This window comes from Nocardia sp. NPDC049737, assembly GCF_040674755.1.
GTDB lineage: Bacteria > Actinomycetota > Actinomycetes > Mycobacteriales > Mycobacteriaceae > Nocardia.
In genome coordinates this window covers 157,081-173,482 of record NZ_JBFANH010000010.1, presented here as the reverse complement: position 1 = coordinate 173,482, position 16,402 = coordinate 157,081, and the positions used below count along the sequence as shown (strand labels likewise).

General features: G+C 65.4%; 17 protein-coding genes. 9 read left to right on the top strand and 8 right to left on the bottom strand.

Annotated features, from left to right (window positions below):
• The first annotated feature begins 108 nt into the window (after nt 1-108).
• Entirely contained in the window at nt 109-345 is a 237-nt protein-coding gene (locus tag AB0J47_RS15975) for a VOC family protein (protein ID WP_364346097.1), read from the top strand.
• Nucleotides 346-392: 47 nt separating this feature from the next.
• Here the strand turns inward: AB0J47_RS15975 and AB0J47_RS15970 are convergent, their stop codons facing one another.
• Nucleotides 393-809, bottom strand: coding sequence for a DUF6223 family protein (locus tag AB0J47_RS15970; RefSeq protein WP_364345934.1), 417 nt, complete (start codon nt 807-809; stop codon nt 393-395).
• 218 nt (nt 810-1,027) lie between these two features.
• Between AB0J47_RS15970 and AB0J47_RS15965 the strand changes: the two genes are divergently transcribed.
• The 3 genes from AB0J47_RS15965 (at nt 1,028) to AB0J47_RS15955 (ending at nt 3,924) form a co-directional block, all read left to right on the top strand.
• Nucleotides 1,028-2,140 carry a histidine kinase gene (locus tag AB0J47_RS15965; RefSeq protein WP_364345932.1) on the top strand — a complete coding sequence of 371 codons (1,113 nt, stop codon included), beginning with the start codon at nt 1,028-1,030 and terminating at the stop codon, nt 2,138-2,140.
• Nucleotides 2,137-2,799, top strand: coding sequence for a response regulator transcription factor (locus AB0J47_RS15960; RefSeq protein WP_364345930.1), 663 nt, complete (start codon nt 2,137-2,139; stop codon nt 2,797-2,799). The genes AB0J47_RS15965 and AB0J47_RS15960 overlap by 4 nt, the downstream gene beginning before the upstream one ends.
• A gap of 228 nt (nt 2,800-3,027) precedes the next feature.
• Nucleotides 3,028-3,924, top strand: coding sequence for an alpha/beta hydrolase (locus tag AB0J47_RS15955; RefSeq protein WP_364345928.1), 897 nt, complete (start codon nt 3,028-3,030; stop codon nt 3,922-3,924).
• Nucleotides 3,925-4,118: 194 nt separating this feature from the next.
• On the opposite strand, the gene AB0J47_RS15950 is transcribed toward AB0J47_RS15955, so the two are convergent.
• Nucleotides 4,119-5,468: an FAD-dependent monooxygenase gene (locus AB0J47_RS15950; RefSeq protein ID WP_364346095.1), complete on the bottom strand. Its 1,350-nt coding sequence runs from the start codon at nt 5,466-5,468 to the stop codon at nt 4,119-4,121.
• Nucleotides 5,469-5,593: 125 nt separating this feature from the next.
• Nucleotides 5,594-6,406: a ParA family protein gene (locus tag AB0J47_RS15945; protein ID WP_364345926.1), complete on the bottom strand. Its 813-nt coding sequence runs from the start codon at nt 6,404-6,406 to the stop codon at nt 5,594-5,596.
• A 336-nt stretch (nt 6,407-6,742) separates the two neighbouring features.
• On the opposite strand from AB0J47_RS15945, the gene AB0J47_RS15940 reads away from it, so the two are divergent.
• Complete coding sequence (locus AB0J47_RS15940) at nt 6,743-7,078, top strand: Lsr2 family protein (RefSeq protein ID WP_364345924.1); 336 nt, start codon at nt 6,743-6,745, stop codon at nt 7,076-7,078.
• Between the two features lie 197 nt (nt 7,079-7,275).
• On the opposite strand, the gene AB0J47_RS15935 is transcribed toward AB0J47_RS15940, so the two are convergent.
• The 3 genes from AB0J47_RS15935 to AB0J47_RS15925 are packed head-to-tail and all read right to left on the bottom strand — an operon-like array spanning nt 7,276 to nt 10,449.
• On the bottom strand, nt 7,276-8,100 hold the full coding sequence (locus AB0J47_RS15935; protein ID WP_364345922.1) for a MaoC family dehydratase N-terminal domain-containing protein: 825 nt from the start codon (nt 8,098-8,100) through the stop codon (nt 7,276-7,278).
• The gene (locus AB0J47_RS15930) at nt 8,097-9,260 is read right to left on the bottom strand and encodes a CaiB/BaiF CoA-transferase family protein (RefSeq protein ID WP_364345920.1); all 1,164 of its coding nucleotides are present in this window, start codon (nt 9,258-9,260) and stop codon (nt 8,097-8,099) included. The genes AB0J47_RS15935 and AB0J47_RS15930 overlap by 4 nt, the downstream gene beginning before the upstream one ends.
• 34 nt (nt 9,261-9,294) lie before the next feature.
• Entirely contained in the window at nt 9,295-10,449 is a 1,155-nt protein-coding gene (locus AB0J47_RS15925) for an acyl-CoA dehydrogenase family protein (protein ID WP_364345918.1), read from the bottom strand.
• A gap of 112 nt (nt 10,450-10,561) precedes the next feature.
• Here AB0J47_RS15925 and AB0J47_RS15920 point away from each other — a divergent pair, with 112 nt between their 5' ends.
• The 3 genes from AB0J47_RS15920 to AB0J47_RS15910 all read left to right on the top strand — a co-directional run bounded on the left by AB0J47_RS15920 (nt 10,562) and on the right by AB0J47_RS15910 (nt 14,044).
• Nucleotides 10,562-11,512, top strand: coding sequence for a LysR family transcriptional regulator (locus AB0J47_RS15920; protein WP_364345916.1), 951 nt, complete (start codon nt 10,562-10,564; stop codon nt 11,510-11,512).
• Nucleotides 11,513-11,744: 232 nt separating this feature from the next.
• Nucleotides 11,745-13,208 carry an aldehyde dehydrogenase gene (locus AB0J47_RS15915; RefSeq protein ID WP_364346093.1) on the top strand — a complete coding sequence of 488 codons (1,464 nt, stop codon included), beginning with the start codon at nt 11,745-11,747 and terminating at the stop codon, nt 13,206-13,208.
• Nucleotides 13,209-13,339: 131 nt separating this feature from the next.
• The gene (locus tag AB0J47_RS15910) at nt 13,340-14,044 is read left to right on the top strand and encodes a class I SAM-dependent methyltransferase (protein ID WP_364345914.1); all 705 of its coding nucleotides are present in this window, start codon (nt 13,340-13,342) and stop codon (nt 14,042-14,044) included.
• A gap of 135 nt (nt 14,045-14,179) precedes the next feature.
• On the opposite strand, the gene AB0J47_RS15905 is transcribed toward AB0J47_RS15910, so the two are convergent.
• Nucleotides 14,180-15,649, bottom strand: coding sequence for an MDR family MFS transporter (locus AB0J47_RS15905; RefSeq protein ID WP_364345912.1), 1,470 nt, complete (start codon nt 15,647-15,649; stop codon nt 14,180-14,182).
• Nucleotides 15,650-15,858: 209 nt separating this feature from the next.
• Here AB0J47_RS15905 and AB0J47_RS15900 point away from each other — a divergent pair, with 209 nt between their 5' ends.
• Nucleotides 15,859-16,140: a hypothetical protein gene (locus AB0J47_RS15900; RefSeq protein ID WP_364345910.1), complete on the top strand. Its 282-nt coding sequence runs from the start codon at nt 15,859-15,861 to the stop codon at nt 16,138-16,140.
• Nucleotides 16,141-16,149: 9 nt separating this feature from the next.
• Here AB0J47_RS15900 and AB0J47_RS15895 read toward each other — a convergent pair whose 3' ends face one another.
• A complete protein-coding gene (locus AB0J47_RS15895; RefSeq protein ID WP_364345908.1) occupies nt 16,150-16,320 on the bottom strand; it encodes a hypothetical protein in 171 nt (56 codons plus the stop codon).
• Nucleotides 16,321-16,402 lie beyond the last annotated feature (82 nt).

Here is a 16,402-nt window from a genome sequence, read left to right as displayed (position 1 = left end):
TGTCCTCGAGTCCGGTGAGTCCAGGTCAGGCGCCATTTCGCGGCCGGCCAGTGCGCTGATGCCATCGCGTCACGAAGGAGTCGGCATTCGTGACGTTCGCGGTCACCGCTGAGCGGACCCACCAGCTCCGGAGCCCGCCCGATGCCCGACGGAGCCCGCCCCGAGCCCGGTGGTTGGAACCGAATCCACCTCATCGTCGACGACATCGCCGCAGAGGTCGAACGCCTGCAGGCAGCCGGTGTGACATTCCGCAACCGCATCGTCACCGGCCCAGGAGGCCAACAGATCCTGGTCTTCGACCCCGCCGGAAACCTCGTCGAACTGTTCCAGCCCGCTGCCCGGTGACCTTCCACGAAGGGCACGATCGCCGCAGTCGCGCGAATCTACACCGATCAGGCGGTGCGGCGGGAGCGGACCAGCGCCAGGCCGCCGAGGACCAGGCTGATCAGCCCCAACACCATGGCCGCCCAGGACCCCACTATCCCGTTGCCGGTGCCGGGACCACCGTCGGCGGTGGCCGCTAAGACCCCACCTACGACCACGCCGATCAGCCCCGACACCAGAGCAACAATGGCCCTTCTTCCCCTGTTGCCGGTGCCGATACGACTGGCGGAGCGGGCCAGCGCCAGCCCACCGATGACGACACCGGCCAGCGCCACCAACGCGGTCAGGGAGGGCCCGATTCGCCCGGAGGTCATGCCGGTAGCGGCGGCGGACTCGACCGAGACCTGTGCGGCCGCCGGTGCGGCAAGTGCGAAACCTGCGAGCATGGCGGCTGCCACAGCGGCAGGCAGATGACGGACGGACATGGGATGCTCCTTTGTCGAACGACTGGACGTCGATTCATCATGTCCGCTGGATCTACCGCCGATCATCCTGCGGGCGTAGACAATTCGCGCTACCACCGTTGCCGTAGCAGAGTGCTGCGGACGTCGTAGAGTGCCGAGAAAATACCGCGGGCGCGGTAGGCGGCCGATCATCCGCGAGCAGGAGTTGCCCGCGCGACTGTCCGGCTAGGGTTGCACGCATGAGCAGCGGAGGGATCGGAGACCGGGCGATCGCCGTCGGTGTAGCTGCCGTCCTGCTGGTCACCTCGCTGTCCGGGCAACACCCGCCCACGAAACTCGACGCGCTGGGCTACACGCTGTTGATAATCGGCGGTCTGGTGCTGGCAGCGCACCGCTGGGCTCCGATCACCGTACTGGCCGTGACCGGGTTATGCGTACTGGGTTACCAGGCAATCGGTTTCGAGGTGCCCGCCGTCGCGTATCTGGTCGCCGTGTATGCCACGGTACGAGCGGGACACCGCCTCGTCGCGGTGGCGGGTTCGGTGCTCATGGTGGCTACGCTCCCGTTCGCGATGCTGGCCTCGCACCCCGACTGGCCCGTGGGCGCGGCATTCACGCAGGCCCGGGATGCCCTCCAATTGGCCTGGCTGATCGCGGCCGGCGCCGCGGGGGAAGCGCTGCGCCAAGCCGAACGGCGAGCGGATGAAGCCGAGCGCACCCGCGAGGCGACCGCGCGGCGCCGCGCCGACGAGGAACGGCTGCACATCGCGCGGGAACTGCACGATTCGCTCACCCACCAGATCTCGGTCATCAAAGTGCAATCCGAGGCCGCCGTCCACGTGGCCCGCAAGCGAGGCGAAGAAGTCCCGGAAGCGCTACTAGCGATCCGGCAGGCCGGTCGGGAGGCGGCCAGGGAACTGCGAGCGACCCTCGAGGCGCTACGAGACGACGGCAACAGCCCGCAGCACGGGCTCGACCATGTCCCTGAACTGGTAGAACGGGTACGCACGACCGGTTTGGACGCGACGCTCACGATCCAGGGAGAACGCCAGGAGGTGCCGACCGCAGTGGACCGGACCGGCTACCGGATCGTTCAGGAGTCACTGACCAATATCGCCCGTCACGCCGCCGCCGCGACGGCGTCGGTCCGGATCGACTACCGTCCCGACGCCCTGGTCATACGGGTCGATGACGACGGCAAGGCCACGATGGATACCGTGCCGGTCCCCGGCGTCGGGCTGCTCGGGATGCGCGAGCGAGTCACCGCTCTCGGCGGTCGCCTGCGGGCGGCACCGCGCACCACGGGCGGTTTCTCCGTACACGCCGAACTCCCTGTGGACCGAACGTCATGATCCGGGTCCTGCTGGTCGACGACCAGCCGCTCATTCGGAGCGGATTCCGTGCACTACTCGACCTCGAGGACGACATAGAGGTGGTGGCCGAGGCCACCGACGGGACCGAGGGCCTGGCGCTGGCCAGACAATACTTGCCTGACATCGCGCTCATCGACATTCAGATGCCGGTCATGGACGGCATCGAGGCAACCCGGCGGATCGCCGCGGACCCGACCCTGGCCGGGATGCACGTCGTCATCCTGACCAACTACGGCTTGGACGAATACGTCTTCGACGCGTTGCGCGCCGGTGCGGCCGGATTCCTCGTCAAGGACATCGAGCCGGAAGACTTCCTGCACTCCGTACGTGTCGCCGCACGCGGCGACGCCCTGCTCGCACCATCGATTACCCGCCGACTGATCAACAGGTACGTCACCCAGCAACTCGACACCGGCGCCGACACGGGGCTGAAAGAATTGACCAATCGCGAACGCGAGGCCGTAGCCCTGGTCGCGCACGGCCTGTCCAACGACGAGATCGCCGAGCGCATGGTGATCACTCCGCTGACCGCGAAAACCCACATCAACCGAGCCATGACCAAGCTCCACGCCCGCGACCGCGCCCAACTGGTTGTCCTCGCGTACGAATCCGGCCTGGTAGCACCGCGCAACTCCTGACATCCACGGTCCGAGTGCAGGCATGCCCCGCCGATGAACCGCTTGCTGACGCCTGGCAAGCATCACAAACTGTGCTTCGCCATGCCTTCGGAGCTTTCGGCAGCCGAGGCATCCGTGCCTATTTCTCCTCGGCGGAGGTCGGATATGCGGCGCTCGTCGCGGAACAGGGCTGGAATGCCCGACGGTTGGCGGATGATCTCGGCGGGGCGAATCGCGAGGATAGCTGTCATGGATCCCGAACTCGAACCGTTCCTGTCGCTGTTCCCGCCGTCCGACCTGTCCGATCCGCCCACCGCGCGTAAACAGCTCGCCGAGTTGGCCGCCGCGGTACCGGTTACCGACACCGCGAACCTGGAGATCGAAACCCGCACGGTCCCAGCCGATCCCGATGTGCCGGTGCGGATCTATCGTCCACACCGGGCCCAGGGCGCCATCGTGTGGCTGCACGGCGGCGGATTCGTGATGGGTGATCTCGACACCGAACATCCGTGGGCCACGATGCTCGCCAACGGCTCCGGCGCGACCGTGATCTCCGTGGGCTACCGACTGGCCCCCGAAAACCCGTTCCCCGCCGCACACGATGACATCTACGCGGTGCTGAACTGGACCGCCGAACACACAACCGAACTCGGCATCGATCCGACGCGCATCGCGATCGGCGGCCACAGCGCGGGCGCGGGTCTCGCGGCCGCGGTGGCGTTGCGGGCGCGCGACGAGCAGGGGCCGCCGATCCGCTTCCAGCTGCTCCACCAGGCCGGACTCGATGACCGGCAGCAGACGTGGTCGCAGCGGAATTTCACCGATACCCCGTTCGTGACTCGCGACAAGGTCGCGCAAATGTGGGCGTACTACCTGGGTTCCATGCCCGCCACGCCGTACGCCGCCCCGGCGCGGGCCACCGATCTGTCCGGCCTGCCACCCGCTTACATCGCCGCCGCGGAATTCTGCCCGAACCGCGACGAAGATATCGACTACGCACTGCGCCTGATGGCGGCCGGGGTATCGGTCGAACTGCACCAGTGGCCGGGCACGTTCCATGGCTCGCAGGCGATCTTGTCCGCGGAGGTTTCACAGCGGCAGAACGCCGAACTGGCGGGAGCTCTGCGGCGCGCGTTGGCCGAGTAGTCCGACTGCGGGCGACTTCTTCGGCCAAGTGCGGGTAACGCTGGTGCCATTCGATGGTCTCGGCGATCATCTGCCGTCGCGTCCGAACGGAACACCGTTGCACGCGACCGGTAGAGACCAGCGTTGCCCAGCCCCGCACGGAACGAATCGCACGGCAGGCCATGGCAAAGCCGCGACGCAACAGCTCGATTCGGCTATGCGGAGGTAGGTCGTCCTCGAAGACGATGCAACCCCATTGTCGCCGCGGCGACACGTGGATCGAACATGTGCAGCGGGGATTTGGTCATGTTCAGTACATCGAGGAATTTCGCGGCGGTCGCCGGATCGTCCGCAGCCGCTCGGAACATCCTGTTCAAGCCCGAATGTGCAAGTGATTTCACCCCTGGTGAGCCGAGGGCGACCGGCGGCATGGTCATATCACTGACCTTTGTCAGCCACCACGGGGTGCGCAGCATGCGGCCGATGCGGCGATAGTAACGGCGTGGCAGATCGTCGGTGCCCTCCTGGAGGACGTCATCGAGCAGATCGGCCGCGATGGCCGCGACGGTCATGCCGCTGCCGTAGATGGGATTGAAACTGCATACCGCATCGCCGATCGAGAGCATTGCGCCCGGAACACGATCCAGCAGTTCATACCGACGCCGAACGGCCGTGCGGAACCGGTAGGTCGCTACGTCGTCGACGGGAGTCGCCGACCGCAGCACGGTAGCGACATCGTCGGGTGCGAATTCCGCGGCGTAGTCCAGCAGTTCGCCCGGACCCGCCGGCGGGTGATTCTCCTTCCCGACGCCGAACGCCGAGAGCACCCACAAGTCCCCCTCCTGCGCCGCGAACCCGAACCCGCGCGGTCGGCTCGGCATCGGCCCGACCAGGACGATCCGATCGCCGCCGACAGCATCCAGCGGCAGGCGGAAATGACAAGTGGCATAGCCGATATCGACGGGCACCTGATCTTCGCGCGGACGTGGGTACCCCAGCGACGCGAGCCAGGACCCGGCTCGCGAACCCCGGCCCATCGCATCGACCACCAGATCGGCATGGACCGGCTCCGGTTCGCCGTCGGTCTCCCGGCGCAGCACCCGAACTCCGCCGACGCCGGTATCGGAGGCGATCAGGTCGGCTACGACCGCGTCGTCCCATATCGTCACATTCGACAGCGCCGATACCCGGGCACGCACATGCGATTCCAGAAACGGTCGGCTGGCGGCAACGGAGGTTCTGCCCAATTCAGCTCGATGCAGGACGTTTCCGAAGAAGATCGCCCGGAAATCGTCGAATGCGCTGACGGCCTTCGCGCCATCGGTGATCAGCTCATCGGTCAGGCCGGGAAACCGGGACTCGGCAATCTCGGCGGCCCGCATCAACAGGCCGTGGGAATGTCGCGATTGCGGAGTGCCGCGACGTTTCGTTTCGGCTTCCGACAACCGATCTCGCTCGATGACGGTCACGGCCGCATAGTGGTCGGCCAGAATACGGGCCGCGAATAGACCCGCGATCCCGCCACCGAGCACCACCGCATGGTCCCCGGCGCGGCGGTTACCCATCTGGCTCACGGGGTCCTCCTCGTCGGTGTGACGGGTGCCCGCGTCGTCCGAAGTGGGTCGATCGCGGGCAGAGCACGGCGACCCTACCCCGGTCCGGCGTGGTCGTGCACCTCGTGGACGCGGTGTCAGCGGCCGGATCGGTGGATGACCTCGCGAGCCAAGGCCCGGTATTGCTCGGCGCCGGCGGATCGTGGTGCCCAGGTGGTGATGGGTTCACCGGCAACACTGGCGTCGGGGAAGCGGACCGTCCGCGATATCACCGTGTCGTAGACCTGGTCGCCGAAGACTTCGGCAACCCTGGCCAGTACCTGACGCGAATGCAGCAGGCGCTGATCGAACATCGTGACCACGATGCCGAACAGGCTCAGCCGCGGGTTCAGCCGGTCCCGGACCTTGTCCATGGTGTCGGTGAGCAGCGCGACCCCGCGCAGCGAGAAGAACTCGCATTCCATCGGGACGATCACACCGTCCGCACAGGCCAGCGCGTTCACGGTGAGCAGGCTCAAGGATGGCTGACAGTCGATGAGTATGTAGTCGTAGCGGTCCCGAATCGGGTCGAGTACCCGCCGCAGCGAATGTTCCCGGCCGACCTCGTTGACCAACCGAATCTCCGCCGCGGACAGATCGATATTGCTCGGCAGCAGATCGACATTGTCGAGGTGAGTTTTGATCAGCACCTCGTCGATCAGCTTTCCCGATCCCCCCAGCAGGTCGTACACCGTCGATGGCAGGTCGTTCAGTACGGCACCCAACCCCGCGGACAACGCGCCCTGCGGATCGAGGTCGACGAGCAGCACCCGCCGACCGCATTCGGCCAGCGCGGCGCCCAGATTGATGGTCGAGGTGGTCTTGCCGACTCCACCCTTCTGATTGCACAGGGCGACGACCTGCGCTTCAGCACGGGGCGCCGAGAGTTCGGAGGCATTGACCGCACTCACGATTCGCAAACGCTTCGGCTCGTCTGCATCTCTGAGCCGGGCAGGTCAACTCGCCGCAGATAGTTTGCCAACATGTCGCCAGATTAGCGGTTCATGTCGGGAAACGAACAACAAACCCCACATGAGTCCTGGATCGCCAAGGATCAGGACATAGATCGCTGAAAATTCACTGAACCGACCGTTTGGTCGAAACCGTCTCGCCTGGAAGGTATCCCAGGGAGTACGCAGGTCCAGGTTCGATTCGGGGCAGCTTCGCTGGTTGTTCGGCCGCTCGTTATGATCACCATCCTCTGCTCACGATCCTCTGCCCGCTGTCCCCCAGGAAAAGGAATGCCCATGGCACGCAAGGTCGTTGTGACGCTCGTCGATGACTTCGACGGCAAATCCGCTGCCGAGGAAACAGTGGCCTTCGCCCTCGACGGCGTCGAATACGAGATCGACCTATCCACCACCAATGCTGGTCAGCTGCGCGGCATCTTCGAGCCCTGGACCTCGAACGCTCGCAAGCTCGGCCGCACATCTCGGAGCAAGAGCCAGGCCTCGCGCACGGCGCACGACCGCGCTCGCACCGTCGCCATCCGCGACTGGGCCCGTGCCAAAGGCATCGCGGTGTCAGCCCGCGGACGGATTTCAGCAGAAGTAGCCCAGGCGTACGAGAAGGCCAACGCCTGATCGCGTCCGCGACGCCGGAAAAGGGAGGCCCCGCACTGCTCGTCGGAGCACTGCCAGCGAATCGCGGATTCGCGAGCAAACAGCAGTGCGGGGCCAACCGGCCGACCACCCCGGCCGCGTCAACCTGTTCGCCGACCCGAACGCCTACCGCGACGAAATCGCGGATCAGCCATCCCTGTTGCTGACCACAATCTGCCTCAGTCGGCGGGATGCAATGTCCCGGTTGCCGTTTGCCGCCCGAAACCGTCCCGCGCGACGGTCACGAGGACACCGCCGCGCAGGGTCGCCGAGACGACCAGCCCTTGGTGGTCGAAAAGCGGCGACCGCAGTCGGTAGTCGAAGACCTGGTCACCGCTGTATCCGCGGGCCCGGGCGGCCTCGGCCATGGCCATCGCCTGCAACGGACCGTGCACGAGCAGACCGGGATAACCCTCGACATCTCGGGCGTAGTCGCGGTCGTAGTGGATGCGGTGGCCGTTGTAGGTGAGCGCGGAATATCGGAACAGCAGGGTCGGGGAGGTATCGATGGCCCATTCGTCGTCGGCGGGAGGCACTTTCGCGTCCTGGCCGGGTTCCGGTTCGCTGGATCGTCCGCTCGGTTCGACGGCGTCGCGGTAGACGATATCCTGCCGTTCGTCCACCACGATTCGATCGCCCTGCAGAATCTGGTGGCCGACCACGACGAAGGTCAGCGCGCCGCTGCGTCCCTGCTTCTCTTGTGTGGACACCACTTTTGTTCGTTTCGTCGCCGGTTCGCCACATACCAGCGCACCACGGGTGCGCACCTGCCCACCGGCCCACATCCGGCGTCGGCCGGGGCCCGGCGGCTCCGGAACGGTATGGCGAATCGGATGACCATCTGGCCCCAGATCTGTCTGCGCGGGACGTTCGAGCAGATAGATCCAGTGCCAGAGCAGCGGAAGCCCCTTGTCCAGATCGGGCAGCGGCACACCGAGCAGCCCACTCAGCGCCTCCGCCGGACCGGGCGGCAGCCATTCGGTGCGTTCGACCACATCGGTCATGCCCGTGTCTCCTCCGAAACATCTTCTGCCGGTGTGAATTCCGCGCGCAGAGCCGCGGTGTGCTCCCCCATCCGAGGCACGGCACCCATTGCCGGTTCCCAACCACCCACCACCGGCGGCAGCATGGCCTGCATCACCCCACCGGGTGTATCCACCGGCCGCAGGCGATCGCGGGCCGCGAGCTGCGGGTGCTCGGTGAACTCGGCCGGTGTGCGCAACCGCGCATTCGCGATGCCGACCTGTTCCAGCAGCTGGATGACCTCATCGGTACCGGATGCGGCGAACGCCCGCTCCAGCAGCGCGGTCACCTCGCCGTCGTGTTCCACCCGATCGGTATTGGTTGCGAACCTCGGATCCTCGATCAGGTCGGAACGTCCGAGCACGGTTTCGCACAGCGCAATCCACTCGCGCTCGTTCTGGATACCGAGGAATACCGTACCGTCGGCGGTGCGGTAGGGGCCATAAGGAGAGATCGATGGATGTTTGGCCGCGGTGCGGCGCGGCGGTTCATCGCCGTAGCGGGAGAAGTAGGCGGGCTGGCTCATCCACTCCCCGAGCGCATCGATCATCGCGACGTGCAGGCTCGCACCGACACCCGTGCGCGCCCGGTCGAAGAGCCCGGTGAGGATACCGCTGTAGGCATACATGCCGGTGGCGATATCGGCGATCGAGAAACCCGCCTTGGCCGGCACTTCCGGTGTACCCGTTGACATCACGAGCCCGGTCTCGCATTGCAACAACAGGTCGTAGGCCTTCTTCGACCGGTACGGCCCTTCGGGGCCATACCCGGAGATCGAGCAGTGGATCAGCTCGGGCCGTGCCGCGCGCAGCGTCTCGGCATCGAGTCCGAGCCGTTCGGCGGCACCGGGGACCAGGTTTTGCACGAATATGTCTGCCTTGGCGATCATCGCATCGAGCAGCCGACGGTCGGCGGAGTCCTTGACGTCGAGTTCGACGCTTTCCTTGCCCCGATTGAGCCACACGAAGTAGCTCGACTCCCCGTGGACGGTTTGGTCGTAGCGCCGGGCGAAATCGCCGCCACCAGGGCGTTCGATCTTGATCACGCGAGCACCGAGGTCGGCGAGCTGGCGAGTCGCGAACGGCGCGGCAACGGCCTGTTCGACCGCGACGACGGTGATATCTTCGAGCGGGCGGCGCATACGGTGCCTTCCGGGAAAGTCGGTGCCGGACAACTCAGTTGATCCGATTTCGGCTGATCAGCTGGCGGGCGATCACTGCGCGCTGAATCTCGTTGGTGCCCTCGCCGACGATCATCAGCGGTGCGTCGCGGAAGTAGCGTTCCACATCGAATTCCGTCGAATACCCGTAGCCGCCATGCACGCGCACGGCATTGAGAGCGATCTCCATGGCGGTCTCCGAGGCAAACAGTTTCGCCATGCCGGCCTCCATATCGGCGCGCTCACCCGAGTCGTAGCGGCGCGCCGCGTAATACACCAACTGGCGCGCGGCGGTCAGTTTCGTCGCCATATCCGCGAGATAGTTGCCAACGGACTGGTGCTGCCAGATGGGTTTGCCGAAGCTTTCCCGTTGCTGGGCATACCGAATCGAATCGTCCAGCGCGGCCTGGCCGACACCGAGCGCCCGGGCGGCCACCTGGATACGCCCAACCTCCAGCCCGCGCATCATCTGCGCGAATCCCGCACCCTCGACCCCGCCGAGCACATCCGATACGGGCACACGCATATCGTCGAAGCTCAGCTCACAGCTCTCGACACCCTTGTAGCCGAGTTTGGGCAGATCGCGCGACACCGTGAATCCGGGACCCTTTTCCACCAGCAGAACGCTGATACCACGATGCGCGGGTTCGGCGGTCGGATCGGTCTTGCACAGCAGGGCGACCAGATCCGACCGGCGGGCATTGCTGATCCAGGTTTTGGAGCCGTTGACGATGTAGTCGTCGCCGACCCGGCGCGCGGTAGTGCGCATCGACTGCAGATCCGATCCGCCGCCCGGTTCGGTCAGCGCCATGGTCGCGCGCAGCTCGCCGGTAGCCATCCGGGGCAGGTACCTATCCCGCTGCTCCTGAGTTCCATAGTCCAGCAACAGTTTTGCGACCACAGTGTGACCGCCCATCGCCCCCGCCAGGCTCATCCAGCCGCGCGAGAGCTCCTCGGTGACGGCGGCGTAGCACGGTGTAGAGACCTTGGCCTCGCCCCATGGCTCCGGGATGGCCAGCCCGTAGATCCCGAGCTGCTTCATCTGATCGATCAGCTTCTCCGGGTAGGTGTTCGTATGGTCGAGTTCCTGCGCGACCGGTTTGACCTCCCGATCCACGAAGTCGCGCACCACCGCGACGATCGCGGTTTCTTCCTCGTTGAGCTCGTCCATACGACTTCCTCTCGACACTCCCCGCAATACCATCATGAGAGCTAATAAATGCCTCGGTAAAATGCCGAGTTCTGATATAACCATGCCGGTTCGCGATACGCAGGAGGTGCGAATGGACTTCAAGCAGTTGAAGGCCATGGTCACGGTGGCCGAGGTCGGCAGCGTCACCAAGGCCGCGGAGTTGCTACACCTGGTCCAACCGGCCGTCACCCGGCAGATTCGCATGCTCGAGCAGGAGCTCGGCGTCGCACTATTCGAGCGCACCCGACAAGGTATGCGCCCGACCGAAGCCGGAACCGTCATGGTCGAGCGGGCGCGACGGGCGCTGCACGAGCTCGATCGTGCCCGCGCCGAACTACGCCCGGCGCCCGGTGTCGTCACCGGGGTGGTCACCGTCGGCCTGTTGGAGAGCGCTGCCGACCTCTTGGCCGAACCGCTGGTCTCGGCGCTCGCCCGCGATCATCCCGGCATCGAATTGCGTGTGCTCACCGGCTATTCCGGACATCTGCAGCGCTGGCTCGACGACGGCGATCTGGACCTGAGCCTGCTCTACAACCTGACCAGCACACCGTCGCTCAATGTCGAACCGCTTGCGCGGGAACGGCTCTGGGTGGTCGCGCCGCCGAGCGACGACTTACATGCCGAACGTCCCGTCGCTCTGGCCGAGGTCGCGAACCATCCGATGGTGATGCCCGCGCCGGGGCATGCGCTGCGCGCCCTCATCGACAGCGCCGCCGCGCAAATGCGGGTGAATTTCGAGGTGACCGTCCAGACCAATTCACTACGTCTGCAGAAACTGCTGGTGCTCGGTGGGCACGGCTGGACAATTCTGCCCGGCGTCGGCATCGCCGACGATGTCGCCAATGGGACGCTCAGCGCCGCACCGCTGTGCGACCCGGAAGTCCGGCGACTGATCGTCCTCGGCATGCCCCGAACCGGCCGCGTGCCCGCCGCCGCCGAAGTCGTTGCGGCCGAACTCATCCGCCAGGTGCGCGCCGCCGTAGCCGAGGGGAATTGGCCCGCGGCCCGACTCGTCGACCGCAGCGAAACCACCGCGAATTGATTGCTCCGCCGAACCGATTCCCGTCGACTATTACCGGTTCGACGCCCATCACGTCCAGAGCTGGCGACGTATGACATTCAGCAATGTAGGCATCAATCATTTCTATTTTTCAACTATGTTGATCATCACTCATGATGGGCGGCGTAGCCGATCCGAGTATGGAGTTCACATCATGGGGCAGACCGAGACGGTGCCGCCACCCTCGCCGGACGCCGACTTCCAGCAGTATCCGATGTTCATCGACGGGCATGATCACCAACCGATCGGCGGCGAGTGGTTCCCCACCGATAACCCATATCTGGGCGAACCATGGGCACGGATCGCCAAAGGCGCCGCCGAGGATGTCGATGTCGCAATGCAGGCGGCTCACCGGGCGTTCACCTGCGGCCCGTGGCCCGCACTCACCGCGAGCGCTCGCGGCGCACTGCTGCGCCGTCTCGGCGACACCCTCGCCGAGCATGCGCACCGACTGGCCGAGCTCGAGGTCCGCGACAACGGCAAGTTATTCGCCGAAATGTATAGCCAGCTCAGCTATCTGCCACAGTGGTTCTACTACTACGGCGGACTGGCCGACAAGATCGAGGGGACGGTGCTGCCGCTGGACAAGAAAGGCTATTTCGCATACACACGCCAAGAGCCAGTCGGTGTCGTCGGCATCATCACGCCGTGGAATTCACCGCTGATGCTGCTGACCTGGAAACTGGCTCCAGCCTTGGCCGCGGGCTGCACAGTGGTGATCAAACCGTCGGAATTCACCTCGGCCTCCACGCTCGAACTCGTCAAGCTGTTCCATGAGGCCGGAGTGCCGCCGGGCGTGATCAATGTGGTGACCGGCTTCGGCGCCGACGTCGGCACACCGCTCGTCGAGCATCCATTGGTCCGCAAGATCACCTTCACCGGATCCGATGTCACCGGGCGCCGAATCAACGAGGCCGCGGCCCGCGACCTCAAGCAGGTGAGTCTCGAGCTGGGTGGTAAATCCCCGAATATCGTATTCGCCGACGCCGATCTCGACGCGGCTGTCAATGGTGTCGTTTCCGGTATCTTCGCCGCCACCGGACAGACCTGTATCGCCGGATCGCGACTGCTGGTCCAGGACAGCATTCACGACGAATTCGTCGCGCGCGTAGTGGAACTCGCGCGCACCGCCCGCATGGGCGACCCCATGTCCAAGGACACTCGAGTCGGCCCGATCACCACACCCGCGCAGTACGCGAAGGTGCTGGACTACCTCCGGATCGCCGAACAGGAAGGCGCCACCCTGGCTTTGGGCGGTGCCGTCGCGACGCGTCCGGAATGCGGTAACGGATGGTTCATCGAACCGACCATCTTCACCGGCGTCGATAATCGGATGCGCATCGCCCAGGAGGAAGTCTTCGGACCGGTCCTCGCCGTCATTCCGTTTCGCGCCGAAGAGGATGCCGTCGCCCTCGCCAACGACGTCCGCTTCGGCCTCGGCGCCGGGGTGTGGACCAGTGATATCGGCCGTGCCCTGCGCATGGCCGAACGCATTCGCTCCGGCACCGTGTGGGTGAACACCTATCGCGCCGTCAGTTTCCTGGCGCCGTTCGGCGGATTCAAAGATTCCGGCTTCGGCCGCGAAAACGGTATAGACGCGGTTCGGGAATATCTCGAAACCAAGACCGTATGGATCAATTCCGGTGCGCCCGTGGGAAATCCATTCGTAATCCGCTGACCTGCGAAAGCTGGTCACCGCGTCCGTGCCTTGCAGACCCACAGAACTCGCGCGAGCGAACTACCGCTCGGAACTATTCCGCCGCCATCGACGACGTTGACACGAACCAAGGTCACTGATACTCATATGCTATGACTGCGCCGGAGGATTTCGAGTTCGAAGCCGTCTACCAAGGCACGGGTGGCCCGTTCGGCCCTGGCGTCAAACCGCCGTGGAGTATCGGGGAACCCCAGCCGGAACTCGCCGCGCTGATCGAGCAGGGCAGATTCCATGGCGATGTCCTCGATGTCGGATGTGGAGAGGCGGCGATCTCGCTGTATTTGGCCGAGCGGGGCTACACCACCGTGGGCCTGGATCTGTCGCCGACCGCGATCGAGCTCGCCCGCGCCGAGGCGACCAGGCGTGGCCTGGCCAACGCCTCCTTCGAGGTCGCCGATGTCACGGCCTTCACCGGCTACGACGGCCGCTTCGATACCATCGTCGACAGCACGCTATTCCATTCGATCCCGGTCGAGTCGCGGGCGGGCTATCAGCAGTCGATCGTGCGCGCCGCCGCGCCGGGCGCGTCATATTTCGCGCTGGTGTTCGACCGGACCGCCCTGCCCGAAGTACCTGTACCGGGCCCAGCGCCGGTCACCGCTGACGAGCTTCGTGAGGCGGTGGAGAAGTACTGGGTGGTCGATGAGATCAGGCCAGCGCGAATCCATGGCAACCTGCCTGTCGGCGACTTCGGGGCGACTGCCGACGGCCCGAGGTTCCGGTTCGAGGGCATCCGCGACGAACCCAGTGGCCGCAAGTCGGTCCCCGCCTGGCTGCTGTGCGCCCGGCTGGGCTGATTTCGTCACCATGGTCGGGGGGTAGCAACAACCTCTCGGAGTACTGACCCGAGGAACTGGCTCGGATGCGGAACATCCCGGCCCCGAACCCCCGGCCCGCAAGCGCGGCCAGGGGTTCGGTGTACCGAATTGTGGTCAGCCCTTGACTAATTCGGGGATTGCGGTCTCGATTTCGTCGGTCTCCTCCGGGGTGGCGACCGCCGCCCGGCTCGGAAGGAGCACGGCCATGGCGATCACGATCAGTGCCAGAGCAGCGGAGACCAGGAACGCCAGGCGCATACCGTCGAGGTGTGCGGTGACGGGGTCGGTGCCAGCGGCGACGAGTCCGGTGCTGCGGGCAGACATCACCGTGACCACCAGGGCGGTGCCGAAGGCCGCGGCGACCTGCTGCAGGGTGCCGAGCATCGAGCTGCCGTGCGAGTACAGGTGCTGCGGGAGCGCCCCGAGGCCGAGAGTGAAGACCGGGGTGAATGTGGTGGCCAGCGACACCATCAGCAGGATGTGCAGGACCAGCAGCTGCCAGTACGGCATCGACATCGAGACCTGGGTGAATCCGGCCAGCGCCGCGGCGATCCCGACCGAGCCGGGAATCACCAGTACGCGCCCACCGAAGCGGTCGAACAGGCGGCCGACGGTCGGTCCGAGCAGCCCCATCGCCAGCCCGCCCGGCATCACCAGCAGGCCGGTCTGCAAGGGGCTCAGACCACGCAGGTTCTGCAGATACAGCGGCAGCAGGATCATCGAGCCGAGCATCGCCATGAACGCGATCGACATCAGCACCAGCGCCTTTGCGTAGGTGCTGGACAGCAGCACCCGCAGATCCAGCAGCGGGGTACCGATGCGCTGCAGGCGCAGCTGACGGAATACGAATACGGCGATGAGGGCCGAACCCGCGGCGACGATCAGGGCAGGGCTGGTGTAGTTGTCGCTCTCGAACCTGCTGAGCCCGAATACCAGCCCACCGAACCCGAGCGCGGCGAACACCACACTCGACCAGTCGATCGCCCCGGCTTGCGGTTCACCGACATTCTCCAGTCGACGCAGACCCAGCCAGGTGACGACCGCCGTGATCGGCAGGACAAGTACGAAAAGCCAACGCCACGAACCGATCTGGAGCACCATTCCGGAGACCACCGGGCCGAGTGCGGGCGCCACCGAAATGGCCAGGGTGACATTGCCCATCACCCGGCCGCGGTCCTGTTCGGGCACGACGGTCATCAGCGTGGTCATCAGCAGCGGCATCATTACCGCGGTACCACCCGCCTGAATGATCCGTCCGAGCAGCAGCACCGCGAATGACGGCGCGACGGCCGATAATGCGGTACCGGCCAGGAAGACTCCCATCGCCACGGCATAGGCCCGTCTGGTCGAAACCCGCTGCAGGAACCAGCCGGTGGTCGGGATGACGGCGGCCATCGTCAACATGAACGCGGTGGACACCCACTGCGCCGCCCGCTCGGTGACCTCGAGATCGGCCATCAGACGAGGGATCGCGTTGATCATGATCGTCTCGTTCAGGATCACTACGAAGGTCGCGAGTACCAGTACCCGGATGACGGTCGGCGTCCGCCCTCCCGAGGCGGGGGCGGAAAGTTCGGCTGACATCGGGCGTACCTCCAGGGCGTCTCGACAGGAATGTGTGTGGCGCGTTGCCGATTCATCGGATCTCGCCACATCGGTTGAGACGGGACGGGCGGCTCGAATTCATCGGCCGCGCCAGTATTGCGGTCACCACCGACAAGTTCGGCCGCCTGTGCCACCCATCGGCGCACGCGTCCACCAAAAGGCGCATCGATGAGAACACACCTCTCATGATGAAGAACAATCCTTCCAGCGCGGCGCGAACGGCGCACCGCAATGGTTGCGGGCCCGAGCCGCAACAGCGCCAGATCGCCGCGGATGTCATGCTATTGCGCTACCCATGCCCCGGATACGGCACCGTCGAGCGGTACGCGCTTATCGGCGGCGGGCACACCTGGCCGGGCTCGCCACCTATCGCCCCTACACCGTTGGTCGGCGCTACCGCATCGATCAGCGCTGATCAGATCATGTGGGATTTCTTCCAGGCCCATCCGCGCACCAGCCCCCTCCGGTGAGGCGGGGTATCACCACCGATACCAGCGACCGCGGGTACCCGCGGAATCGGCGGACCGGAAAACAAAGCCGAGCGCCCAGAGCACCAGGACCGCAATCGCGACCCACCACAGGGCCTTCAGTGCGAACCCCGCGCCGAACAGAACTAATACAAGAAGCAGAACCAGCAACAAAGCAACCATTTCTTCTCACCTCCTGCCGCTCGCATACCCGGCAACCAGCACAAATAACGGATATCGCCGATCGGGTCAATGGGTTCTGCGG